Origin of the sequence: Bacillus benzoevorans, assembly GCF_014207535.1 — a bacterium.
In the GTDB taxonomy this organism is placed as follows: Bacteria; Bacillota; Bacilli; order Bacillales; family Cytobacillaceae; genus Bacillus_BD; species Bacillus_BD benzoevorans.
In genome coordinates this window covers 63,758-87,823 of record NZ_JACHGK010000014.1, presented here as the reverse complement: position 1 = coordinate 87,823, position 24,066 = coordinate 63,758, and the positions used below count along the sequence as shown (strand labels likewise).

The 24,066-nt window shown below is 42.5% G+C and carries 19 protein-coding genes, 1 riboswitch and 1 other annotated feature; of the genes, 16 read left to right on the top strand and 3 right to left on the bottom strand.

The window, feature by feature from the left end:
- Positions 1-186: 186 nt before the first annotated feature.
- The 13 genes from HNR53_RS17395 (at position 187) to aspA (ending at position 15,287) form a co-directional block, all read left to right on the top strand.
- Positions 187-1,026 carry an FAD synthetase family protein gene (locus tag HNR53_RS17395; protein ID WP_184528352.1) on the top strand — a complete coding sequence of 280 codons (840 nt, stop codon included), beginning with the start codon at positions 187-189 and terminating at the stop codon, positions 1,024-1,026.
- Between the two features lie 25 nt (positions 1,027-1,051).
- The gene (locus tag HNR53_RS17390) at positions 1,052-2,035 is read left to right on the top strand and encodes a DODA-type extradiol aromatic ring-opening family dioxygenase (RefSeq protein WP_184528350.1); all 984 of its coding nucleotides are present in this window, start codon (positions 1,052-1,054) and stop codon (positions 2,033-2,035) included.
- A gap of 34 nt (positions 2,036-2,069) precedes the next feature.
- Positions 2,070-2,945, top strand: a complete 876-nt coding sequence (locus HNR53_RS17385) for an alpha/beta fold hydrolase (protein ID WP_184528348.1) — start codon at positions 2,070-2,072, stop codon at positions 2,943-2,945.
- 317 nt (positions 2,946-3,262) lie between these two features.
- Positions 3,263-4,564 carry an MFS transporter gene (locus HNR53_RS17380; RefSeq protein ID WP_184528346.1) on the top strand — a complete coding sequence of 434 codons (1,302 nt, stop codon included), beginning with the start codon at positions 3,263-3,265 and terminating at the stop codon, positions 4,562-4,564.
- Positions 4,565-4,800: 236 nt separating this feature from the next.
- Positions 4,801-5,682 (top strand): UTP--glucose-1-phosphate uridylyltransferase GalU, encoded by an 882-nt coding sequence (gene galU, locus HNR53_RS17375; RefSeq protein WP_184528344.1) that lies wholly within the window; start codon positions 4,801-4,803, stop codon positions 5,680-5,682.
- A 223-nt stretch (positions 5,683-5,905) separates the two neighbouring features.
- A riboswitch (ZMP/ZTP riboswitch) is annotated at positions 5,906-5,987 on the top strand.
- A gap of 49 nt (positions 5,988-6,036) precedes the next feature.
- Entirely contained in the window at positions 6,037-7,203 is a 1,167-nt protein-coding gene (locus HNR53_RS17370) for a phosphoribosylaminoimidazolecarboxamide formyltransferase (protein ID WP_184528342.1), read from the top strand.
- 160 nt (positions 7,204-7,363) lie between these two features.
- A complete protein-coding gene (locus HNR53_RS17365) occupies positions 7,364-7,645 on the top strand; it encodes a YciI family protein (RefSeq protein ID WP_184528340.1) in 282 nt (93 codons plus the stop codon).
- Between the two features lie 308 nt (positions 7,646-7,953).
- Positions 7,954-8,180: a binding site (T-box leader), on the top strand.
- Positions 8,181-8,219: 39 nt separating this feature from the next.
- Positions 8,220-8,924: a class I SAM-dependent methyltransferase gene (locus HNR53_RS17360; protein WP_246439649.1), complete on the top strand. Its 705-nt coding sequence runs from the start codon at positions 8,220-8,222 to the stop codon at positions 8,922-8,924.
- A 171-nt stretch (positions 8,925-9,095) separates the two neighbouring features.
- On the top strand, positions 9,096-9,782 hold the full coding sequence (locus tag HNR53_RS17355) for a response regulator transcription factor (RefSeq protein WP_184528338.1): 687 nt from the start codon (positions 9,096-9,098) through the stop codon (positions 9,780-9,782).
- Positions 9,769-10,773 carry a sensor histidine kinase gene (locus HNR53_RS17350; RefSeq protein ID WP_184528336.1) on the top strand — a complete coding sequence of 335 codons (1,005 nt, stop codon included), beginning with the start codon at positions 9,769-9,771 and terminating at the stop codon, positions 10,771-10,773. Before HNR53_RS17355 ends, HNR53_RS17350 begins: the two co-directional genes overlap by 14 nt.
- Before the next feature lie 130 nt (positions 10,774-10,903).
- The gene (locus HNR53_RS17345) at positions 10,904-11,671 is read left to right on the top strand and encodes an ABC transporter ATP-binding protein (RefSeq protein WP_184528334.1); all 768 of its coding nucleotides are present in this window, start codon (positions 10,904-10,906) and stop codon (positions 11,669-11,671) included.
- On the top strand, positions 11,664-13,640 hold the full coding sequence (locus HNR53_RS17340) for an FtsX-like permease family protein (RefSeq protein ID WP_184528332.1): 1,977 nt from the start codon (positions 11,664-11,666) through the stop codon (positions 13,638-13,640). Before HNR53_RS17345 ends, HNR53_RS17340 begins: the two co-directional genes overlap by 8 nt.
- Before the next feature lie 225 nt (positions 13,641-13,865).
- Positions 13,866-15,287: an aspartate ammonia-lyase gene (gene aspA, locus HNR53_RS17335; protein ID WP_184528330.1), complete on the top strand. Its 1,422-nt coding sequence runs from the start codon at positions 13,866-13,868 to the stop codon at positions 15,285-15,287.
- Between the two features lie 122 nt (positions 15,288-15,409).
- Here the strand turns inward: aspA and HNR53_RS17330 are convergent, their stop codons facing one another.
- The 3 genes from HNR53_RS17330 to HNR53_RS17320 form a co-directional block, all read right to left on the bottom strand.
- A complete protein-coding gene (locus HNR53_RS17330; RefSeq protein WP_184528328.1) occupies positions 15,410-16,069 on the bottom strand; it encodes a biosynthetic peptidoglycan transglycosylase in 660 nt (219 codons plus the stop codon).
- Positions 16,070-16,279: 210 nt separating this feature from the next.
- On the bottom strand, positions 16,280-17,065 hold the full coding sequence (locus HNR53_RS17325) for an HAD family hydrolase (RefSeq protein WP_184528325.1): 786 nt from the start codon (positions 17,063-17,065) through the stop codon (positions 16,280-16,282).
- A 193-nt stretch (positions 17,066-17,258) separates the two neighbouring features.
- On the bottom strand, positions 17,259-19,739 hold the full coding sequence (locus HNR53_RS17320) for a phosphodiester glycosidase family protein (RefSeq protein WP_246439648.1): 2,481 nt from the start codon (positions 19,737-19,739) through the stop codon (positions 17,259-17,261).
- A gap of 274 nt (positions 19,740-20,013) precedes the next feature.
- Between HNR53_RS17320 and HNR53_RS17315 the strand changes: the two genes are divergently transcribed.
- The 3 genes from HNR53_RS17315 (at position 20,014) to HNR53_RS17305 (ending at position 24,047) form a co-directional block, all read left to right on the top strand.
- Positions 20,014-20,625 carry an SCO family protein gene (locus HNR53_RS17315; RefSeq protein WP_184528323.1) on the top strand — a complete coding sequence of 204 codons (612 nt, stop codon included), beginning with the start codon at positions 20,014-20,016 and terminating at the stop codon, positions 20,623-20,625.
- Positions 20,626-20,917: 292 nt separating this feature from the next.
- A complete protein-coding gene (gene codY, locus HNR53_RS17310; RefSeq protein ID WP_184528321.1) occupies positions 20,918-21,712 on the top strand; it encodes a GTP-sensing pleiotropic transcriptional regulator CodY in 795 nt (264 codons plus the stop codon).
- Between the two features lie 124 nt (positions 21,713-21,836).
- Complete coding sequence (locus HNR53_RS17305; RefSeq protein ID WP_184528319.1) at positions 21,837-24,047, top strand: EAL domain-containing protein; 2,211 nt, start codon at positions 21,837-21,839, stop codon at positions 24,045-24,047.
- Positions 24,048-24,066: the final 19 nt, after the last annotated feature.

Genomic DNA, 24,066 nt, shown 5'->3' with positions numbered 1-24,066 from the left:
CACTTGCCTAAAATCTACCCATCAAAAAAACTAGGAATATCATCCTCAATGATGATATGTGTTGCGAATGTTCGGAGCATGCCCGAGATATTACTCTTGAACAATGAAATGTAAGAAAATAGGGAAACAGGAGAACCGTCCCTCTGTTTCGGAGAAGCGCCCCCTGTTCCCAAGAAAGGAGACTGCATGGAAACGATTTTTATCACCCGGGAAAATTTGCTGTTTTGCCAGGAAAAGGCTGAAAGAAGTGTCATGGCTCTTGGGTTTTTTGACGGTCTTCATAGAGGGCATTGCGAAGTGATCAAAACGGCCTCACATAAGGCGAAGGAGAACAATGTATCTTTATCCGTTATGAGTTTCTTTCCCCATCCGAAAACCGTTATATCCAATGGAAAAAGACAGGTTTGCTATTTGATGCCGCTGTCTGAAAAAAAAGAGCGGCTCCGAGAACTTGGAGTGGACACATTCTATATGGTTGAATTCGATCAGGAATTTGCCTCCCTTGCGCCGGAACAGTTTGTCGCTGAGTATTTGCTCGGGCTCGGTGTTGTCCATGCAGTCGCCGGTTTTGATTTTTCCTATGGCTATAAGGGTACAGGGAATATGGAGCGGTTAAAGAGGGATGCGAACGGACTGATTGAGGTTACGAAGGTAGAAAAAGTGGAATGCAAGGGGGAGAAAATTAGTTCCACCTGTATTCGCGAAAGATTATTAAGCGGAAAAGTGGAAGAGCTGCCTGATTTTCTCGGGAGTTTCTACGAGGTGCAGTGCGACTGGGACGGATTTTCCCTAAAGCCGCATCCGTATTATACGCTACCGGCTCCCGGCACCTATTTCGTTACGCTGCAAAACGGCTTGCGTTCTGTAGAAGCAGAAATGAGCGTAACCGAAACTCACTCGTTAAAAACACTGACACCGCTGCCTTTCTTTTTAAAAGGGAGACTATCGATTATCTGGCATCGCCGGCTTTCTGAAGAAAAGAGTCAACCTCGAGGCGAGAGAAAATTATTAATTTCTTCTATATAAAACCAAAATAATAGGAGTTGAAAAAATGGCTGAATTGATTGCCGGCATTGCGATGTCACATAGTCCAATGATTATGACGAGTGAAGCCGCTGCTGGAGAAAAAGGACAACGATTTTTGCAAAAAGCAGCGGAAATGAAGCAATGGCTGCGGGAAACAAAAGCAGAAATATTAGTATTGGTTTCGGATGACCATTTTAATAGCTATTTTTACGACCATATGCCTTCGTTCACGATTGGCATTGGCGACTGCGAAGGCTGGGGAGACTGGCAGATCCCGCCATACAAAATCCCTGTTGAGCAGGAGCTAGCCAAACATATTTTAAGGACGGGCTTAGAGCATAACATCGATTTCGCCTTTACGCTGAAAATGAAGGTCGATCATGGCCATACACAGGCGATTTATTTTTTAAATGAAGAATTAGATATTCCGGTTGTACCGATCGCTGTCAATACAGCTGCACCGCCGCTGCCAACGATGGATCGCTGTTTCCAATTAGGTGAAGTCGTGCGCCAGGCGATTGAGTCATGGGAAACCGATAAAAAGGTAGCGATTGTCGCTTCAGGCGGTTTGTCCCATTGGGTGCCGATACCGAAAATTGACAGTGACAAAGAAGAGGATCAAGGATTGATTCATATTTTAAAAAATGGCCGCCAGGAAATTGAGCAGCTCGATGAATATTTGCAAACAAGGGAAACACGGGTGACACGAATCAAGTCAGGTCCGGTGAATGAAGCATGGGACCGGGAAGTTCTGCGCTTAATCGCGGAAAAAGATTTTACGTCTTTAAGAGAGTGGAGCTCTGAATTTATTGAGGAAAACGGCGGCAATGGCGGGCAGGAAATTCGCAACTGGCTTGTCCTATTAGGTGCGCTGCAAAGCTTTGAAGCAGATACCGCTTTTTATGAACCGATTCCCGAGTGGGTAACAGGAATGGCGATGGTCCAGTTCAAGCAGTCCGTGGGCAAGACTCATAAGCAAATCTCATCACAGCATGAAGTGAGTATTTAAATAAAAAAATGCATCGATAGAGGGAGAGAATGAAATGACTATTTGGAGTGAATTAGCGGATTTGGAGTTTAAACTTTATTATGTAAATGCCGGCGGTATCAAAACGCGGGTTCTGGAAGCAGGAAATGGGGAACCGCTTATTTTGCTGCATGGCACAGGGGGGCATATTGAAGCATATGCCAGAAATATCAAAGGGTTAAGCGGGAAATTCCGCGTTATTTGCCTCGATATGGTTGGTCATGGTTATACGGAAAAACCGAATCGCCCTTATGGCATTGATGTTTACAGTGATCATTTATTAGCCGTTATGCAGGCATTGAATTTAGAACAGGCGTATATTTCCGGTGAGTCCTTAGGCGGCTGGGTGGCGGCCTGGTTTGCAGCCAACCATCCGAAATACGTGAAAGCATTAGTGCTGAATACACCGGGAAATGTGAATAACAAGCCTGAAGTCATGGCGCGATTGAAAGATTCAACGATCAAGGCTGTTGTGGAAGCAAACTATGAAAATGTGAAAACACGACTTGAGTGGTTAATGTATGATAAAAGCCAAGTAACAGATGAGCTGATCGAAACCCGTTATAACATCTATACAAAGCCGGAATATCAAGAAGCGGTCTATAACATCGTCTATCTTCAGGATATCGAGGCGAGAAAGCAATTTTCCTGGGATCCGTCATGGTGCAGCAAAATCAATGTCCCGACTTTATTAGCATGGACGGATCATGATCCGACTTCAACCGTTGAAGAGGGCAAGCCGCTGCAGGATATGATTCCAAACAGCGAATTTATCGTTATTAAAGATGCAGGACACTGGCCGCAATGGGAAAAACCAGAAGAGTTTAACACCATCTTAACGCAATTTTTATTGGAAAAGACTGTCGTAAGTGCGAATTCATCGAACATTTAAACAGAGTGCTCCGGTTCGATGGATTTGTGCCAGCTTGAGTGTCAAACTATAAAGGAGAACTGAGCTTAAAGACCGGGCACCAGTGCTGTGCATGGGCTAACCAACCAAATCATAAATATGCCACTTCCTGTTTTAACGATTTTAGTTCATTTCAATTATAGTGTTACTCAAACTAAAATCCTTGGAAGTGGCAGTGCTTTGTCTTAAAAGCCTGACCTAATAAGAATTGCGCATTGATGTATTTAGGTCAGGGTTATTTTTTTGTAAAATATTCAAAAAATTCAAATAAATATTAAAGTACTATGTGGAGGTTTTCTATGGAAAATAAAGACGTAAAAGGGATGAAAATCAGCAAATCAGCCTGGCTTGTGATTGCCCTGTTATTCTTATTAACGGTTATCAGTAATGCGGACAAGGCCATCATTGGCTTCGCTTCTGTGCCTATTATGAAGGAATTAGGCTTGACTCCTGAGCAATGGGGTGTGGTAGGCAGCGTATTCTTTCTATTATATTCACTTTCTGCTGTATTGGGCGGGACACTTGCTGACCGGGTTGGAACGAAAATTGTTATCGCTGGTATGGTTGTCATTTGGTCGCTTGTCCAGTTTTCGACGATATTTGTATCAGGCTTTGCCTACTTGTTAATTACGAGAATTATTTTGGGGGCCGGGGAAGGTCCTTCCTATTCTTTAGCGGTGACGGCGGCTTCTAAATATCTCCCTAAGGAAAAATTAGGGCTGGGGATATCGATCGTATCCGTTGGCGGACCGCTTGGGGTTGCGATTTCTGCCCCAATATTAATGAATTTGATTATGAACTTTGGCTGGCGTTCGGCTTTTATCGCGACAGGGGTTGTTGGGGCGATCTGGATTGCTGCCTGGTTATGGCTGGTAAAAGAGAAGAAGGAAGCAAAATCTGAACCTGCGGCAGTAAAAGAAAAGCTTGGCGCAGCGGAGAATGGACCTGAAATAAAATTCTCATCTGTGCTGCTTTCGAAAAACTTCCTCTTTATTGCGTTATGCGGTTTTGCTACCTATTGGTCCTTTACTATTGGGCTGAGCTGGCTGCCAAACTACTTGGAAAACATCCGCAAATTAAGTGCGGAACAATTACAAATCGTTGTCGCTCTGCCATGGATTCTCATTACTCTTTCACAGATTCTATTTTCCACGCTTTCTGACCGTCTTTTCTATAAGACAAAAAATGTGGTGAAAGGCCGTGTGTTTGTCCTTGGTCCTGTTCTGGCAGCGGGGGCAGTCTGCTACTTCCTGGGCACGCTGGCCAGGTCTAACTTTCTTTCGATTACCTTACTATCACTTGGGTTAACCTTTGGCTGTATTACATTAGTTCTTGGGCCGGCCATATTGGCTGAGCTCGTGACGAAAAAACATCAGGGGAAAATTCAAGGCTGGTTTATGGCGTTTACATCATTGGGCGGAATTGCCGGTCCGTATGTGACAGGGATTCTCGTGCAGCATGCTTCAAGCCCGGCAGCAGGATTCCATTCTGCCTTTCAAACCTGTGCCCTTGTCCTTCTAATAGCTGGAGGTCTCGCATGGGCAGTAGTACGACCGAAAAAAGCAGAAAACACGGCAATAGCAGAAGCTTCATCGCTGTGATGTCCTGAAATTATGTTCAAAAAATGCTGTGGAATTCGATTCTACGGCATTTTTTTTGTGAAGCTGCAAATAAGGTTAGTAGCCCTCTTCTTTAGCTATGAAAAGGAAGAATATAGGGAAACAGGAGAACCGTCCCCCTGTTTCTTGGAACATGATATAATAGAGGTGTTTTCTAATTTGACAGTCAAGCATAATACATGAAAAATAGATAGCTAGATCGATAGGAGAGGACCTCTTTGAAAAGAATACGAAAGGCCATTATTCCGGCTGCAGGACTGGGTACCCGCTTTTTGCCGATTACAAAAGCGATGCCGAAGGAAATGCTGCCAATCGTGGATAAACCTACGATTCAATACATTGTTGAGGAAGCGGTGGCGTCGGGGATTGAGGACATCATCATTGTAACAGGAAAAGGAAAACGGGCGATTGAGGACCATTTTGATAACGCTCCTGAGCTTGAGCAGAATTTAATTGAAAAGGGGAAACTAGATTTATTGGAGTTGGTGCAGTATTCCTCTAATTTGGCCAATATTCATTATATCCGGCAAAAGGAGCCAAAGGGTTTGGGTCACGCGGTTTGGTGTGCGCGTAACTTTATCGGGGACGAGCCTTTTGCTGTCCTGCTTGGTGATGACATCGTGCAAAGCGATACGACCCCGTGCTTGAAGCAATTAATGGACCAGTATGACGAAACGCATGCCTCGGTGATTGGAGTGCAGCATGTATCAGACAATGAAACCCACCGTTATGGGATTATCGATCCCTTAACTTCACATGGCAGACGCTATCAGGTAAGTCACTTTGTTGAAAAACCAGCCCCGGGAACAGCTCCGTCTAATTTAGCGATCATGGGGCGTTACGTGCTGACACCGGAAATTTTTACTTTTTTAGAAAAACAGCAGGAAGGTGCCGGGGGAGAAATCCAGCTCACAGATGCGATCCAGCAGCTGAACCAAATCCAGCGTGTTTTTGCCTATGACTTCGAAGGCACCCGCTACGATGTCGGAGAAAAATTTGGCTTCCTAAAAACAACCATCGAATTCGCCCTGCAAAACGATGAACTAAGAAAGCCCCTGCTTGAGCTAATGGCAGAAATGGTACAAAAAGCGCACAACTGAAACGCGGGGATGGTTCTCGCGTTTCCTTAATTTTTCCCAATAGAATATAAGAGTACTAACTGTGACGAACACGAATTTCATTCATAATGGGTAGAAGTTTGAACAGTTTCTGCTATTTAATCATACGTCAAAAAGGTTATTAATTTTAACCTCTTGGAACTGCAAAGTGAAGATATTATATTCTTGTAGATATAGGTAAAATTTGGTAAAATAAAAATGCATCATATCAATGTGTACTGGCGATTAAACGTGGATTACCACGAGGGAACACATTGATAGATAAGCCGTTCGCCTGGGCAAAGTGTTTGAAAAATTCAAACGCTTTTTTTATTTATATGGAAGGGTGAATGTGTAATGGAAGAAGTAACAATGCGGTATGGCATTAATCCTCATCAAGGAGATGCTAAGGTTCGATACTCTGGAAAATTACCTTTTAAAATTCTTAATGGAGAGCCAAGCTATATCAACCTACTTGATGCTTTTAACTCTTATCAACTTGTAAGGGAACTTAAATTAGCTATAGGAAAACCAGCGGCTGCCTCTTTTAAACACGTTAGTCCTTCGGGGGCAGCCGTGTATAATCCATTAAGCAAAGAACTGGCCAGATCTTATTTTGTAGACGATTTGGAATTATCTCCACTTGCTATTGCTTATGCTAGGGCAAGAGGAACAGATCGAATGTCTTCATTTGGAGATTGTGCTGCTCTGAGTGATAAAGTGGATCTTTCTGTTGCAAAAATTTTGAAAAGAGAAGTTTCTGATATGGTTGTGGCACCAGGATATGATGAGGATTCCTTGGAAATTCTAAAGTCCAAGAAAAAGGGAAAGTACCTAATTATTGAGATTGATCAGGATTATGAGCCTGAGCTATTAGAGGAAAGAACTTTATTCGGGGTTAACCTCGTTCAGGAAAGAAACAATGTGCAATTAACTGAAAAGATATTAAACAATATAGTGACTGAAAACAAACTTTTACCCGAATCAGCAAAGAGAGATCTATTAATTTCTGCAATAACACTAAAGTATACGCAATCCAATTCAGTATGTTTTGCCAAAAATGGGCAGACGATAGGTGTAGGTGCCGGACAACAATCTCGCATTCATTGTACGAGACTAGCTGCAACAAAAGCAGAAAACTGGTACTTAAGGCAGCACCCAATAGCTCTGTCAATGAAATTCCGTGACGGTATTTCACGTACTGCACAAAATAATGCAATCGATACGTGGCTTACGGATGATACCACAATACCAGAAAGAAAAGCTTGGGAAGAGTGTTTTGTGGAAATTCCACATAGGCTTACTCGAGATGAAAAACGAGAATACCTAAATGGACTTAAAAATGTATCTTTTTCTTCTGATGCGCTTTTACCTTTCAGAGATAATATTGATCGTGCTGTACAAGCAGGCGTCAAATATATCTCGCAAACTGGCGGATCATTCCGCGATAAGGAAGTAATTGATGCGGCAAACGAATATGGTGTAGTAATGGCATTCTCAGGAGTCCGTTTATTCCATCATTAATTGGTTTAGGACGTTTTACGCAAATAATGAAATTCGAAAAACAAAGATGCGTATTACGGCAGATGGTTTACTGAGAAATCAATTAGTTGGAGGACTGAACGACTTTTTTTCTACACGATAATATATGGATATATAGGGTTTATTTTAAGGAGATGAAAAAATGTTTTTTGCTGTTTTAACCTTTCAAAAGTCATTGGAACTTGTAGAAGAGAACTTAGAAGAACATAATCAGTATCTTGATAAAAACTATAAGTTAGGTCACTTTATTTTTTCAGGAAGAAGAAAACCACGAATAGGCGGGGTAATCTTAATCAACCAAGATTCTGAAGATAAGGTATTAGAAATCATTAAAGAAGACCCTTTCTATGTTAAAGAAATTGCAAAATATGAGATAATCGATTTTATTCCATCGAAATATGCAGAAGGATTTAAACTATTATAAATAAAAACGCGGGGATGGTTCTCGCGTTTCCCTAATTTCTCCCAACAAGGGATCGTACTAACTTTGATGAATACGAGATTTATTCATATAGTTTAAAAGAGAGCAATCAGGGATTGGCTCTCTTTTTGCTGGAAAGGGGAAATTAATCAAACGTTTGATTAAATGGTACGAGTACAGAATGGGATAAACGAAACAATCAAAGGAGCGGGACTAGAACGCAGTATTAATCATTTTAATGAAAAATTTACAAAATATGGGTTGACGGGCAGAGTGGCAAATACTAAAATAGAGAAAATTTAGAAATCTATTAAAACGCAATGCATGGGAGTATTAAGGAATGTTTTATTGTCTAGAGAGCTGCCGGTTGGTGCAAGGCAGTCCATAAATTCCCCAACTCGCCCATAAGCGGTAAGGCTGACTCGAAGAATGATTAGGCCTTAACGGTTGACCTCCGTAATCTGGTCTAAAGTGGATTTGTCATGACAGACAAATCAAAAAGAGTGGTACCGCGCAGGTCAAGCCTGTCGTCTCTTAGTGAGATGACAGGCTTTTTATTTTTTTACTAGGGGGAGAAATGATGGCAAAAACAACTTGGCAGCGCGAGGACGTTACACAACATTATCTGGAACAGGTTCGCGGGGGGATTCCGTTTGGAGCGGAACAAGTGAAAATGATGCTTCAAGTAGTCGATCACTTTACCCCTAATCCGGCAAAAGTGATCGATTTGGGATGCGGAAATGGGTTTTTAGCTGAAGTGCTGTTAAAGGCTTACCCGAAGGCTTCCGCTGTGTTGTTAGACCATTCAGAGCCGATGATCAAACAAGCACGTGATCATATGAAGGATTATCAGGACCGCTGTGAAATTATTCATGGGGATTTCAGTCAATCTATTAAACAGTATGCAGATGAGAATACGATTGATTGTGTGGTTTCAGGCTTTGCCATTCATCATCTGCACCATGCCCAGAAAAAGGCGCTGTATCAGGAAATATATAGTGTTTTAGCGCCTGGAGGAGTTTTCATCAATATGGAGCATACTGCCTCGGCCACTCCCGACATTGAAAGATTGCATGATGAGCTGTTTATTGATTACTTAGCTTCTTACAATAAAAGGGACAGGCAAGAAGAAGCGAAAGACTATTATGACCGCCCGGATAAAGCTGATAATATATTGGAAAGAGCTGATATTCAGGTTAACTGGCTCAGGGACATCGGGTTCAGGCATGCTGATTGCTATTTTAAGTGGATGGAACTAGCTGTTTTTGGCGGGGTAAAATAAATATCCGTTATTGTTCTGTTGTCACGTTAAGCTGAGGGGCTAAAGAATTTGAGCCCCTTTTGCCATTTTCGGATGGAAGGAAATCCGATGCTATCTATCTATGGATGGAATAAATGTGGTATTAATTGTAAAATTAACATAATTAAATGACTGACGAAAGGAGTTAAGTTTATGTATAAAATATTCATTGTCGAAGATGATATGGTCATTGCCAGAACGCTAAAGAAACACCTTCAGTCTTGGGGATTTGCGGTGGAATATGTTGCGGATTTCCAAAATGTCATGGCTCAATTTGTTTCTTTTGCTCCGCAATTAGTTTTATTGGATATTTCCCTCCCTTTTGTGAATGGATTTACCTTGTGTAATGAGATTCGCAAAGTATCTAAGGTGCCGATTATTTTTATCTCCTCTGCTTCTGATAATATGAATATTGTCATGGCGATTAATATGGGCGGCGATGATTTTATGGCTAAACCATTTGACCTTACCGTTCTGACTTCTAAAGTACAAGCTTTACTGCGGCGTACCTATGATTTTACCGGACAATCCAATTTGCTCGAACATCGCGGGGCCATTTTGAACACAAGTGATGCAACCCTTACCTTTAATGGTCAAAAAATTGATTTAACTAAAAACGACCAAAAAATTTTGCATGTTCTTCTTGAAAATAAAGGCAAGACGGTTTCAAGAGATGTCCTCATGACCCGGCTTTGGGAAACTGACAGCTTCATAGATGACAATACACTAACGGTAAATATCAATCGCCTGCGAAAAAAATTAGAAGGAATCGGACTGAATGATTTTATTAAAACAAAGAAAGGGCTCGGCTATTTGGTGGACGGATATGAAAATTCATAAAGAAAACGTACTTCTGCTCTATTTACATAAAAATTGGAAACCGTTGGTCTTGTTCATCCTTTTTGCCTTCTGTTTTACCATTGTTTTTTCGCTTAGCCATCTCCCCATCGCCCCGATCCTCTACTCCATTGTTTTATGTCTATACATTGGCTTCCTCTTTTTTATTGTCGATTTTTTTAAATTTAGAAAGCGGTACAAAGCGCTAAACCATTTACAAAAAACCATTACCGTGCAAATCGGCCCATTTCCTGCCCCAAAGAATGTGATTGAACGGCAATATCAAGAACTGCTGCAGATTGTCGCTAAACATAAGAACGAATGGACCGTACAAGCCGACAATATGAAAAAGGATTTAGTCGACTATTTTACCAAATGGACCCATCAAATCAAAACACCAATTGCGGCAATGCGGCTGCTGCTGCAATCGGAACCAAGCAGGCAGAATGCCGAGTTGGAAATGGAATTGTTGAAAATTGAACAATATGTTGAATTTGTTCTGCAATATCTTCGTTTGGAAAATATGTCTAATGATCTTGTTTTTAAAAAAAATAATCTGGATGAGATTATTAAACAAGCCATCCGGAAAAATGCGAAAATGTTTATTCGAAAAAAAATCCACTTGAACTATTCGGACGTAACCTGCACCGTATTAACCGATGAAAAATGGCTCCTCTTTGTGATTGAACAAATTCTGTCCAATGCATTGAAGTATACAAAAGAAGAAGGTTCCATTTCAATTTATATGAAGGAAAAACTGCTTATCATTGAAGATACCGGGATTGGCATCCGAGCGGAAGACCTTCCTCGTGTCTTTGAAAAGGGATTCACCGGGTACAACGGCCGTTCATTTTTTCAATCGACCGGAATCGGTCTTTATCTTTGCCAACAAATCTTAACGAAATTGTCGCATGCCATATCGATTGAATCTGAAGTTGGAAAAGGAACGAAGGTCATGGTTGATTTGGAGATCAGGGCAATCGGGGTAGAATGATCCCGCAGCATTTTTATCCTTACAAAAATGTAAGAAATGAAGGCACATCTGTAAGTAAAAGTTATGTCGGCACAAATCGCAGCATTGCTATACTGAACATGTTAAAAACGAAGGGACGGAGGAATTTTTCATGACATTACTAGAGGTGAAGAATCTCAAAAAGGTGTACACAACCCGGTTCGGAGGCAATCATGTTCAGGCGCTTACAGATGTTAGCTTTTCGGTTGAAGATGGTGAATATGTCGCCATCATGGGCGAATCCGGTTCTGGAAAGACCACGTTATTAAATATCCTGGCCGCACTTGACAAACCGACCAGCGGGGAAGTTTTACTGAACGGGAAAAATATCGTATCCATTAGCGAAAAAGAGATCTCTGCATTTCGCCGGCAAAATCTCGGCTTTGTTTTCCAAGACTTTAACTTGCTTGATACGTTTTCATTGCAAGACAATATCTTTTTACCGCTCGTATTATCACGTACATCCTACAGTGAAATGAGTAACCGTTTAAGGCCGCTCTCTGAAAACTTAAGAATCCAAGATATTTTAACAAAATTTCCGTATGAAGTATCCGGCGGTCAAAAACAGCGGACCGCGGTGGCCAGAGCTCTCATTACGAATCCAAAACTCGTTCTTGCTGATGAGCCGACTGGTGCGTTGGACTCGCGTTCTTCTGATGATTTACTGCAGATTTTTTCAAAAATTAACGAAGCAGGGCAAACGATTCTTATGGTTACCCACAGTACAAAGGCAGCCAGCCATGCCAGCCGCGTTCTGTTTATTAAAGATGGAGCCGTGTTCCATCAAATCTATAAAGGATCATTATCGAATGAAGCGATGTACCAAAAAATATCGGATACATTAAACATCATTGCAACGGGCGGTGGTAGAATTGAATAATTTTTTCTACACGAAACTGGCACTAACCAATATCAATAAACACCGCAAAACGTATTTTCCTTATATTCTTACATGTATCAGTACAATCGCGATGTTTTATATGATGCATTTTATTTCCGGAAATCCGGGTTTGAAAGAAATGTCCGGCGGCGATTCCTTAATCACGATATTAAATTTAGGCAACATTGTCATTGGGATTTTTTCCGTCATTTTCTTGTTTTATACAAACAGCTTTTTAATTAAACGGCGGAAAAAGGAATTTGGGCTGTTTAACATTCTCGGAATGGAGAAAAAGCACATCGCCAGAATCATGATATGGGAAACTTTTTTCGTTACTGTCATCAGTATGAGCATGGGAACTGTAAGCGGAATTGTCATAAGCAAGCTAATGTTTTTGCTTTTAAATAATATTCTGCATTTTGAAGTGCCGCTAAACTTTATTGTTTCGCTAACATCAATCGGATTTACATGGGTCCTTTTTCTTGGCATATTTATCCTGACGCTTCTTAACAATTTAAGACATATCCACTTGGCCAAACCGATCGAATTGCTGCGAGGCGGTCAGGTGGGTGAAAAAGAACCAAAAACGAAATGGATTCTCGTCTTAATCGGTGTGGCAGCACTCGCATCCGGATACTATATCGCACTCGTAACCGAATCACCATTAGCTGCGCTAAATAAATTTTTCCTTGCCGTCCTGCTTGTCATTATCGGAACATTTGCATTGTTTACCGCCGGAACGATTGCTATGTTGAAATTATTGCGAAAGAACAAAAGGCTTTATTATCAGACAAAGTATTTTATCAGTATATCTGGTATGATTTATCGAATGAAACAAAACGCAGTGGGCCTGGCCAATATTTGTATTCTTTCCACCATGGTATTGGTCATGTTGTCAACGACAGTGTCCCTTTATATTGGGATGGAAGATTTATTGGAAAATCGCTATCCGAAGGAAATTGATATTTCAGCCAAGAATATATCTGAAGAGCAGGCACAAGCAGTGGAAAAGATGATCCAGGAGGAAGCGGGGAAATACCACATCGAATTAAAAGATCCGGTGTCGTATCGCTCGGCATCGTTTCCTGCAAAAAGACAAGGAAATTCTTTTACAACAGACAGTACCACGATGAAATCATTTCCGGATATCTCCATGATTGAACTAATCCCGCTCGCTGAGTTCAATCAGTTGGAGAATCTTACCACTGACCTTGATGACAATGAAGTACTTCTATACACCTTCAGGGGGGATCCAGTTCATAATACCATTACCATCGCAGGCCGGGAGTTTCACATTAAAGAACAGTTAAAAGACTTAACCATCAATGGTGATGCTTCAGCGATGATGACAGACGGTTATTTTGTTGTGGTAAAAGATGAAGTAACGATTAAAGCTTTATACCCAGCTGAAGAATTGGATTATTTGGAATGGAAGGATCTATCCTTTTTTTACGGCTTTGATGCTGAAGGAAGCGCTGCAAATGAGATTGCCTTAACGAAAGCTTTATCGCTCAAGCTGGATGAAGCGTCCATCGATGGCCACGCAGAAGGGAAAGAGGAATCAAGAGAATCTTTTTATTCCATATACGGAGGCTTATTTTTCCTCGGTCTGTTCCTTGGTGCTTTATTCATCATGGCAACCGTCTTGATTATGTACTATAAGCAAATATCGGAAGGGTATGATGATAAAGAACGATTTGCCATTATGCAAAAAGTAGGCCTGAGTAAAAAGGAAATCAAAACATCGATCAAGAGCCAAGTGCTCATTGTCTTTTTCTTGCCGCTTGTTACAGCTGTTATTCATATCGCTTTTGCCTTCAAAGTCATTACGAAACTTTTGGCGCTGTTAAACTTAACAAACATGAACCTCTTTGTCCTATGTACAGCAGCAACCATTCTTATATTTGCCGTATTTTATGCGTTGGTTTATATATTAACATCAAGGGAATATTATAAGATTGTTAGTTAGGGCAGGGCATGATAAGGCTGGCATATCGTATTAACTCCTTTTGCCAGCGAAGGAGTTAATATGTTGTTCTGCAAAGGCAGGAAGAACCTTTCGTCCATTCCAGAGAATTTTTTTGCTAAAAGGTTCTATGACACTGTATGCTGCAGAATCCTCACCAATTCATGATTCATTAATAAAATGATATTGTGGAATAATAAAATACTTCAGCGAATAAGGAAGAGATCTATGTCAAATCAAAAAATGCGATTGGAACGCGACTTTTTAGGCGAGAAGGAAGTTCCAGCAGATGCTTATTATGGGATTCAAACGCTCCGAGCGGTGGAGAACTTTCCGATTACAGGATATCGAATCCATGAAGAATTAATTAAGGCGATTGCGATGGTCAAAAAAGCGGCGGCGCTGGCCAATATGGAAATAAAACGTCTATATTCCGGCATTGGAGAGGCGGTCGCTGCGGCGGCACAGGAAGTGATCGATGGCAAATGGCATGAGCAATTTATCGTTGATCCGATTCAAGGCGGAGCGGGCACTTCAATTAATATGAACGCCAATGAGGTCATTGCGAATCGGGCGATTGAGCTGATGGGGCAGGAAAAAGGGGATTACAAGCATGTCAGCCCGAATAGTCATGTGAATATGGCGCAATCCACCAATGACGCTTTTCCGACCGCGATTCACATTGCGACATTAAATCTAGTAGAAAAATTATTGGCGGCCATGGACGATATGCATCAGGAATTTGAAAAAAAGGCAGCAGAGTTTGATTCCGTGATTAAAATGGGGCGCACCCATCTTCAAGATGCTGTACCGATTCGTCTGGGACAGGAATTTCAGGCTTACAGCTGTGTCATCGAAAGGGACATCCAGCGGATTAAGCAGTCACAGAAGCAATTATATCAGGTGAACATGGGCGCAACAGCAGTGGGAACGGGGTTAAATGCCAATCCGAAATATATTAGGCTGGTCGTCGAACATCTGGCTGAGATTAGCGGTCTGCCACTTGTGGGGGCGGAAAACCTGGTGGATGCCACACAAAACACAGATGTTTATACGGAAGTGTCCGGCGCCTTAAAAATCTGTATGACGAATATGTGTAAAATTGCCAATGATTTACGCTTAATGGCCTCCGGTCCGCGCACGGGTTTTGGCGAGATTGTCTTGCCGGGAAGGCAGCCTGGATCATCGATTATGCCGGGTAAGGTCAATCCTGTGATGCCCGAAGTCATCAATCAAGTGGCGTTTCAAGTCATAGGCAATGATCATACGATTTCACTGGCATCTCAAGCCGGGCAGCTGGAATTGAACGTTATGGAGCCGGTACTTGTCTTTAATCTGCTGCAATCGATTAGTATCATGAACAATGCCTTTCGCACCTTCACCGCTCATTGTGTAAAAGGAATCACGGCCAATGAGGAGCGGATGAAAGAATACGTCGAAAAGAGTGTCGGCATCATCACGGCGGTCAATCCGCATCTTGGTTATGAAGCCGTTTCCCGCATCGCCCGTGAAGCCTACTTAACAGGAAAATCAGTCCGTGAATTATGCTTAAAATACGATGTACTATCGGAAGAGGAATTAAATATCATCCTTGATCCATATGAAATGACAAACCCGGGAATCGCCGGTGAAAGCCTAATGGACAAATAGGGGACAGTCCCTTGTCCCACCCGAGAATTTTAAAAGGCACATTAAGAAGCTAAAAATCGCTTAATGTGCCTTTTTCCATGCAAAACTTCCGATTGTCCTATTAAAGGACCCATCCCCATGGTTCAATTTCGATATTCCGTTAGTGCCTCGATCACTTCGCTTTGTCTTTGTTTCGCCTTTTCATAATTGGAGCTTAGGGCATAGGCGCTTGGTGCCTGGGGCAAGCCTGCCAGGAGGGTTGCTTCATCGTAACTAAGCTGTGCCGGTGTTTTGCCAAAATAATTGCTGCTGGCTGCTTTCACTCCGTAATGACCATCTCCGTAGTAAACAATATTTACATAGAGTTCAAGAATATCATCTTTGCTGTATATTCTTTCAAGGTCATAGGCGACAAATAGTTCCGCTACTTTTCGGATAAAGCTTTGCTCGTTGCCGAAATAAAGATTTTTTCCCACCTGTTGCGTTAACGTGCTCCCGCCTTGTGATAGTTCCTTCGCTTTTACGTTGACGAATACAGCCCGAACGAGCGAAATCACATCGATGGCACCATGGTCATAAAAGCGATGATCCTCAATCGCAACAATTGCATCCGTGAAATCGGGAGTAATTTCCTCCAGCGGAACGAAATTTTCACCTTCTCTTATAGCGGCAACCTTTTCCCTAATTGGGACCTCTGCAACCGCTTCTTTGTATTTAAAATAACCAAGCAGCCCAATGATTGCACCTGCCAAGAGGGCAATAATTAAGCCTGTTTTTATCAGTTTTTTCATCAATCTAAACATGGAATTCCCTCATTTAATTTGACGTGTAATTCCATTATATCAAAATGAACGGAAAGTGGTCTGTTTAAGGTTGTGTACTTTCCATATGGACAAATGTCCATTTTTGGTGCCAGGCACCAAAAAAAATTCACCTTAAGACTCATACTCCCTCAGAGTGAAGCCAAGCTTCACGATCCCTCTAAGCACCTGAAATCCCAAAACCCCGTGTTTCTAGTTAACCAGCCCCAATTGTTTTAAGCCATTATATATGCCTGACTCCATGACAGAGGTTGTTTTGTGTTTGGCATATTGAAATAGGTTCGGATGTGAATTCCCCATGGCAAAGCTTTCGCCAACGGATTCCAGCATTTCTTTATCATTCATCCCATCGCCAAACGCAATCGCTTGTTCTTTAGGAATATTGAGTGTGCGAAGAACCCTTTTTACGGCTTCTCCCTTGTTAACGTCCAGGCGGAGAATATCATAAGCATGTTTATTCCCCGTTACATTGACCTGGGATAAACGGATATTTTCATTTAATTGATATAAGTTTGTTTGTGAGGGGGCTACATTCATAACAGTCATACTTAAAATTTGATCCATAACATCCTCGTTAAGCAAGGCATTTTGATTGAGATGAAAGGATTTATTAAAGTGTTCGACTAAAGGATGATCAAGAGATGTATAGTAATTCTGATTAGAAGTAAACAACACCATTTCGTGATGATGTTGTTTGGCAATATCCAAAAATGCCTTAATTTCAGCTTGGTCAACACGTTCATTTAATATGATCTCATTTTTATAGACTGCATAAGTGCCGTTATAGCCGATAAAGGAATCAATATTTAGCTCATTTGCAAGCCCTCGTATTTCGTGAAGGGGGCGGCCGGTAGCAATAAAGACCTCAATCCCTTTCCTTTGAATTTGTGAAATGGCTTCTTTGGTTGTATTTGAATACGTATGGTCAGGCATCAAAATGGTTCCATCTATATCTAAAAAGACAATTTTAAATTGCAATCTATTTCACTCCTTAATTATATACGGGACAAGAGGGGGAGCCCTCGTCCCGCCACTTGCGAATCTATTTAGGTTGTGTTAGTGCGGACCTGCAGCGTTTGGGGTACGGCTATGCCACTCCGTAGCTAACACAGTTCTAGATTTGGATAAAATTAGGGAAACGGAGGAACCGACCCCCTGTTTTCCCCATGTTTCACTTATTGGCTTTATAAAGCAGGTTCACGAAATCGCCGCGCATGATGGGTTCGTGTGTGCCGTAGGTTGTCGGCGTTCTGCCGGTTGTAATTTTTGCTCCGTACAGTGCTTCAATATATGGCTTCAGCACACTGCCGTCGACATCGGTAAAAGGCGTTGCGACAGCTTGATCCCCAAGTTCAAATGTGAGTGCCAGCATTTTGGCCATGGCACCGCGTGATAACGTCTCTTGCGGGGCAAAGCGGTCTTTTGTCACGCCTGCGACAATTCCTTTAGCGGCCATCGCGTTTACGGCGCCTTTCACGCGGGGATTTAAATCGGTAAATCCAGCATCTGGAGCATTCTCAGTATCAAATCCCATCAACTTAGCGATAATCACAGCTGCATCGCCGCGGGTAATATTATTGTAAGTACCAAACTCACTTGGGCTCATTCCATTTACCATTCCGCCCGTATATAAATGATTAACCGCTTCTGCATAACGGTCATTTACATCGGTAAAAGAATGCTGCACACCTGCTGCTTCCCCATTATCATCCTCTTCCCCATACACGGCACGAATGTTATCGACATAGAGACTGCCTTTTGTCATCGGTCCTGTTGTCCCTGAATTAGTGGACATCAAGCGGATGGTCTGAGTGCCGTGTATTTTAAAAGGTCCGGTAAAGGATGCAGGAATGTCCGCCTTCACATATTTCCAGCCTGTCCAATTGACCGCTGAAGTCAGGTTCAGAGTCTGATTTGTATTATTTCCATCTACAATCATCATTCGCAGCCAATAGCCTTGAGCTTCCGGAGTACCATAAACCCACATGCCAATACTTGTTGGATCGCCTTCGATTGGAATGGCTTTACCAGGACCGGCATAAACACCAAGTGTGGCACCTCTTTGCGCACTAGTAAAATCAAAATCAATCCTTAATGCACGGCTGCCTGATTGTACAGGTGCCGGGGAGGCGGCTTGGCTTAAACTGCTTATTTCCCCGCGATTTGCCGTTGTGGTTTTCCAACCCGAGAGCGATTTTTCAAAGTCAAAGAGAACCTCTGGAAGCTTCCCAACGGAAACCTTCGTTTGCGCTGCCAGGTTTGTTCCCTTCAACCGGGCGGTAATCGTTCCGGAGACGCTTTGACCCTCTGTGTGCAGAACCCCATTCTCATCAATGGTTCCCATTCCTGCTGGAATGTCAAATTCGATATCCTGCGCATTCCACTTTACATCTCGTTTTTGAAACTGAGTGATTAAATTCAAAGGCTTTTCGCTGTTGCGGGCGATCGTCAATTCTGGTGAACTGAAATACATCGTATCCGGTTTTTCCATTTCGATGATGGATCTTCCCACTTCTGTTCCTTGATATTTTAATAGGATATGGAATTGGCCAGTTTTTCCACTAGAAATAAAGGTTCCATTCTCGTCAATCGAACCAAAGGATGGATCCTCCACTTCCCAAGTTAAACCGGATGCCGGCAGGGGAGCGGGAGCATATGATTGGTCCCTCCCTTTAGCGCTGAACGTAATGGTTGATCCCGGAGTAAATGACTCATCATATGGTTCCATATAAGCGTTATGGAAAACTTGGTCGGATGGTGCTTCGTTCACGATAAGCCAGCTGTTGGCTACGTTTCTTTCCGAACGGTCAGACGGTGAATTATCAATTTCAATCCCATTGCCGTCAAGTTCACGTGTGGCAAAAGTAGAAGAACCTCCGCCATCAAGATTCAGCGCCGTCACAGCGCCCAAATCGATCATGAACTGAGCTAAATCCGGCATGGAAATCCCGCTTGAATAGGGCTCCTGGCGCCCGTCAAAAACGGCAAAAAATACATCGCCATCCGCCTTAATTCCTACTGCTGTACGGGGTTCTACGTCCCCGCCAGTTTTCGGCGTTTGATACACTTGCCCATCTTTTACAAGAATGGCATTGCCGCCTGAGGCTTCCTGCAATTGATCCTTGATGGCTTCATATTCCGCACTGCCTCCGATCACAGCTGCTCCCGCTTTTGTGATCCCAAAGAAATAATGAGGGATGATGCTGTTTTGCACCTTTAGCGCCTGCCCGTCCTTGTAAACAATTCCCACCGGTTCGCCGGTCGCCAAACTAAAAAAGTCCGCATTTACGGCCGCTATGATTCTATGATTTTCCCGATCCGCACTTGCCGCCTGTTGTCTTACTGGCTGAAGTCCGAAGGCTGTGCCATCATTCGGTGTTCCCGCTTGTATGGATAGGTTGGGCGTTTGCCTATCGACATCGATGACAAAACTCTCAATCTTCTTCCCATCTCTCCCTGTAAATGTATAATGCTTCTCCATCACACCAGGTGCAAGCATGGCCTGGTACTCATTAATTGCCGTTTGAACTACTGCTGTATGTAAGTCAAAGCCGCCTAAAGCATATGTATTGATTGGTGAAAAAATACTGCCGGCCAATGCCGCCGACAAAGTAACCGCCACCATTCTTCTCTTTCTAATCTTTTGTTTCATACTTCTCCTCCTAAAGTCACTGTGACGCCCTGAAATTAACGCAGTTAAGGGGCTGAAAAAAATTATGGAAACGCGAGAACCGTCCCCATGTTTTAAGTTTAACATAATGCTAGATTGGTTGAGGAATATTATCTGGAGCGGCTGGGCATAATAGATTTGATTTTTGCTGGAGCTTGTTTTGTGACATAACTCACCGATTAAAGAGGGTGCAGATGATATCCTATTCTTATGTCAGTAAAGTGTTTAGGAACGTACTTTTTGAGGATGTGACGAAATGAAAAAGGGAATTTTACTATCTATATTGTTAAGCGCTGCCCTGCTTTTGACTGCATGCGGAGGCGGGCAATCGAAGACAGAGGCGCCGCGCAGTGGAGAAGCCGGTTCAGGCTTTCAAGCGCAGTATGATTGGGTGCTGCCTGATTTTAATTATGTGAATCAGGACGGGGAAGAGATCGGGAAGAAAGATTTGCTGGGAGAGGCATGGCTCGCTAATTTTGTGTTTACGAACTGTACGACGGTTTGCTCGCCGATGACGGCCAATATGGCGAAGGTGCAGCGGGAGTTGAAGGAAGCGGGGCTGGATAATACGATTGTATCCTTTTCAGTCGATCCGGAGCGCGATACGCCTCCTGTGTTAAAAGAATTCTCCGCGAAGTTTGAGGCAGATCTTTCCCATTGGCATTTCCTGACCGGCTACCAGCAGGAAGAGGTCGGAGCCTTGGCCAAGGCATTCAAAACGCTGGCTGAAAAGGAAGAAGGGACCGATCAATTTATTCACAGCACGAAAATTTTTCTGATTGATAAAGATGGAATGATTGTTAAAGGCTATGACGGCTTAGATGTTCCGTTTGAAGAAATTGTTGCGGATTTGAAGGCACTAAAATAGAGAGCGGCAAGCAAGTGAGGCGTGCTTAATTGGTCTAGGCCCCTGACTGACCGTATGAACAGCCGGAATAACAGCGAAACAGGAAGGAATTCACTGCGGAAAGAGAGTGGATTCCTTCCTGCTTTTTTGATGCGTACAATGTCCTATATAAAAATAGGAATAGATTCCTATTAAGGATAAGAATAGATGGTGATACCTTTTCCCTCCTGTTTCCGCCACAATAAAAATATAAATAATTTGAATTGTTGAAGCGGTTGTTACACGATTACTGATTTTTTAGGAGGATAAATAAATGGAATTATTAGCAAATTTAAGAGAGATAAATGCGTTATTACAAAAATCGGCTGGTAAGTATATTAATTTTGACAAAATATCGGAGATAGTTAGTGACAGTCTGAAGGCGAATGTCTTTATTATTAGCCGCCGGGGCAGATTGCTGGGGTATGCTGAAAATCTGTTTAAAAGTGAACCATTAGAGCGAATTCTTGCGAAGCGCCAACTTCCTGGAGAATATATAGATTCCTTGCTTCAATTCAGAGAAACGAATTCTATTGATATGGATCAAGACCATTCGACTGTGGAAATGCTTCATTTATTAAAAAGCAGATTCATGACCATTGTACCGATTGTTGGGGGAGAAAAGCGTTTAGGAACCCTGGTCATCGCCAAATCGGAAAACTCATTCCATGACGAAGATTTGATCCTTGCAGAATATGGTGCGACGATCGTTGGTATAAAAATGCTTCATTTATTAAACGAAGAAGCGGAAGAAGAGGTCCGCAGTCAAAGACTGGCGCATAAGGTCGTAAGCTCGCTGTCCTACAGTGAATTAGAAGCGGTAGAATGTGTGATAAATCAATTGAAGGCAAAAGAAGGGCTGTTAGTCGCTTCAAGAATTGCTGAGCAATTTTCGATTTCCCGCTCCATTGTGGTGAGCGCTATTCGCAAGCTAAAGGGATCCGGTCTGGTCGATTCCAAATCGCTGGGCATGAAAGGAACCTATCTTAAAATATTGAACGATCACTTACTAACAGAATTGGAAGAAGCGAAACATAGCAGCAGAGTGTACGACAAAATTATCGGGTAAAGTCACTGTGACGGCCTGAAGCTTGCTGAACGATCGTTCTTAATAAATTCATGGATACTTTTAATGGAAGGACGATCGATAAGGCAGCCGGCTAAATCGAATATCTATAGGAAGGAGGAATACAATGGGCAGGTTCCCATTCTTAGTACCAATAGGAAAGGGCTCTAAGGGAATGGACTACGTTATATCATCTGATGATCTGTCCTACCTTGATGAAAGAAAATTTCAAACATTATTTGATCATCATCCGGATGCCGTTATTGTCGTAGGCATAAACGGAAAAGTGATTTATTCCAATCCTGCAGTTGAAAGCATGTTTGGTTTTTCAGAGCGGCACCTGACAAGCAATTATGAGAAATATATCAAAAAAGAATATAAAGGAAAGCGCAAGCCCTATTATGACCTAGCCATGAACGGGCAGTCGCAGCGTTTCCAAGCAGTTGATTTAAATTGTGTCGGGGAGCGGCAATATATTGATATCAATTATATCCCGATCATGGGAAATGATTTGCAGGTAAAAGGAATATATGCCATCGCCAAAAATATTACGAAGTATATCGTGGATGAAGCAGACCGTTCTAGCAGAACAGATGGAATGGTCACCAATACATCGGTGCAGAGGGAATATGAAGCATCCATTGAACAATTAGCCTATTATTGTTCTTTAACCGGGCTGCCCAACCGCGAGCTGTTTAAACGGAAACTAGGGTCGTTGATTAAAAGATTTTCAGGAACAAAGCAGAAATTCTCTGTTCTTCATATGGATTTAGACCGGTTTCGGAATATAAATGATACGCTCGGCCATTCAATCGGAGATCGAATATTGCAGCAAGTCGGACCAAGAATCCAGGATCTGTTACATCCATCTTCCTTTCTGGCGAAAATTGGCGGAGATGAATTTGGCGTGATCCTATGGGATTATCCGCGATCTGATGCTCCGGAAATACTAGCGGAGAACATTCTGAAGCGGCTGCGGGAGCCTTTCATGATTGATGATTTTGAATTATATTTAACTGCCAGCATTGGGATTACCTCCTATCCTTCCGGCGGTACCACCTTTGACGAACTGCTAAAGAGCAGTGGTATCGCTCTATACCGTGCCGAAGCCAACGGCAAAAACAACTATCAAGTGTATTCTGCCACGGTCAATATTACGACATACAAGCAGTTTGAGCTGGAAAGGGACTTAAGGAAATCAATTGAAAACGAGCAATTGCTGGTCTATTTTCAGCCGAGGGTAGATGCCTTTTCGGGAAAAATTGTCAGTGCTGAGGCGTTAGTGCGCTGGAAGCATCCAGTCTGGGGCATCGTTTCACCAGGGGAATTTATCCCGCTGGCCGAGGAAACCGGGTTCATCAATGAAATCGGTGATTGGGTCCTGAAACAGGTGTGCCAATATATGGCTGGTTGGAAAGAGAGAAATCTCCCTCTTGTGCCGATTTCCATTAATATTACAGCCCATCGCTTTTTAAAGAATAATTGGAGAAAGGCGTTCGCTGATCCCTTGCAAGAAAACCATATTCACCCTTCATTGATTGAATTGGAGATTACGGAGACTACCTTGCTGCAGAATGATAAGGCGGTAGAAGCAGCGTTTCAATTTTTAAGGGCTAAGGGGATAAGAATTGCCCTCGATGACTTTGGCACAGGATATTCATCGCTGTCCCATATCAAGGATTTCTCGATTGATACGATAAAAATTGACCAATCCTTTGTCAGTCAAATCACGAAGCAAGCCGACGTAGAAATGATTATAAAATCACTGATTTTTATGGCCAAGGGCATGGACATGAATATTGTTGCCGAAGGTGTTGAAACGGTTGAGCAATTAACTTTTTTAAAGCAGCAGGAATGCTCCGAGATTCAAGGCTATATTTTCAGTAAGCCGGTACCGGAAGAAAATTTCCAATTGCTTTTGCAAAAGACCATTCTTAAACCAAGCTATTCGACGACCAAGTTGAAGGTGGACAATAGAAGAAAATACTACAGAATTGACCTGCCGCAACCGTTAAGTGCGCAGATGACGATCACTTCGATTCAGGAGAAAGAGGTTTCCTTAGGGAAAACGGGAGTTTTAATTGAGAATATCGGACCGGGGGGAATGCGATTCCTCACTGCGATGCACCTGCCAATCCGGCCTGATATTGTCTTTCAGTTCGAAACGGCAATCATGGAACAACACTTCGAGCTTGAAGGCAGCATCGCTTGGAAAAATGAAACAAAGGAAGGATTTCAATACGGTCTTACCTTCATCATGAGTGAAGAGAAAAGAGCCAAATTGATTAAAGTCCTCCATCCGCTGTCCCTGAAATCCGCTGTGACTTTTGGAATCTGACTTTAGCATTACTTTCCGC

Excerpts from the sequence above, each read along its gene's own strand:
- HNR53_RS17395 (WP_184528352.1), top strand. The coding sequence starts at position 187 with ATGGAAACGATTTTTATCACCCGGGAAAATTTGCTGTTTTGCCAGGAA.
- HNR53_RS17390 (WP_184528350.1), top strand. The coding sequence starts at position 1,052 with ATGGCTGAATTGATTGCCGGCATTGCGATGTCACATAGTCCAATGATT.
- HNR53_RS17385 (WP_184528348.1), top strand. The coding sequence starts at position 2,070 with ATGACTATTTGGAGTGAATTAGCGGATTTGGAGTTTAAACTTTATTAT.
- HNR53_RS17380 (WP_184528346.1), top strand. The coding sequence starts at position 3,263 with ATGGAAAATAAAGACGTAAAAGGGATGAAAATCAGCAAATCAGCCTGG.
- HNR53_RS17370 (WP_184528342.1), top strand. The coding sequence starts at position 6,037 with ATGGAAGAAGTAACAATGCGGTATGGCATTAATCCTCATCAAGGAGAT.
- HNR53_RS17365 (WP_184528340.1), top strand. The coding sequence starts at position 7,364 with ATGTTTTTTGCTGTTTTAACCTTTCAAAAGTCATTGGAACTTGTAGAA.
- HNR53_RS17360 (WP_246439649.1), top strand. The coding sequence starts at position 8,220 with ATGATGGCAAAAACAACTTGGCAGCGCGAGGACGTTACACAACATTAT.
- HNR53_RS17355 (WP_184528338.1), top strand. The coding sequence starts at position 9,096 with ATGTATAAAATATTCATTGTCGAAGATGATATGGTCATTGCCAGAACG.
- HNR53_RS17350 (WP_184528336.1), top strand. The coding sequence starts at position 9,769 with ATGAAAATTCATAAAGAAAACGTACTTCTGCTCTATTTACATAAAAAT.
- HNR53_RS17345 (WP_184528334.1), top strand. The coding sequence starts at position 10,904 with ATGACATTACTAGAGGTGAAGAATCTCAAAAAGGTGTACACAACCCGG.
- aspA (WP_184528330.1), top strand. The coding sequence starts at position 13,866 with ATGTCAAATCAAAAAATGCGATTGGAACGCGACTTTTTAGGCGAGAAG.
- HNR53_RS17330 (WP_184528328.1), bottom strand. The coding sequence starts at position 16,069 with ATGTTTAGATTGATGAAAAAACTGATAAAAACAGGCTTAATTATTGCC.
- HNR53_RS17320 (WP_246439648.1), bottom strand. The coding sequence starts at position 19,739 with ATGAAACAAAAGATTAGAAAGAGAAGAATGGTGGCGGTTACTTTGTCG.
- HNR53_RS17315 (WP_184528323.1), top strand. The coding sequence starts at position 20,014 with ATGAAAAAGGGAATTTTACTATCTATATTGTTAAGCGCTGCCCTGCTT.
- codY (WP_184528321.1), top strand. The coding sequence starts at position 20,918 with ATGGAATTATTAGCAAATTTAAGAGAGATAAATGCGTTATTACAAAAA.
- HNR53_RS17305 (WP_184528319.1), top strand. The coding sequence starts at position 21,837 with ATGGGCAGGTTCCCATTCTTAGTACCAATAGGAAAGGGCTCTAAGGGA.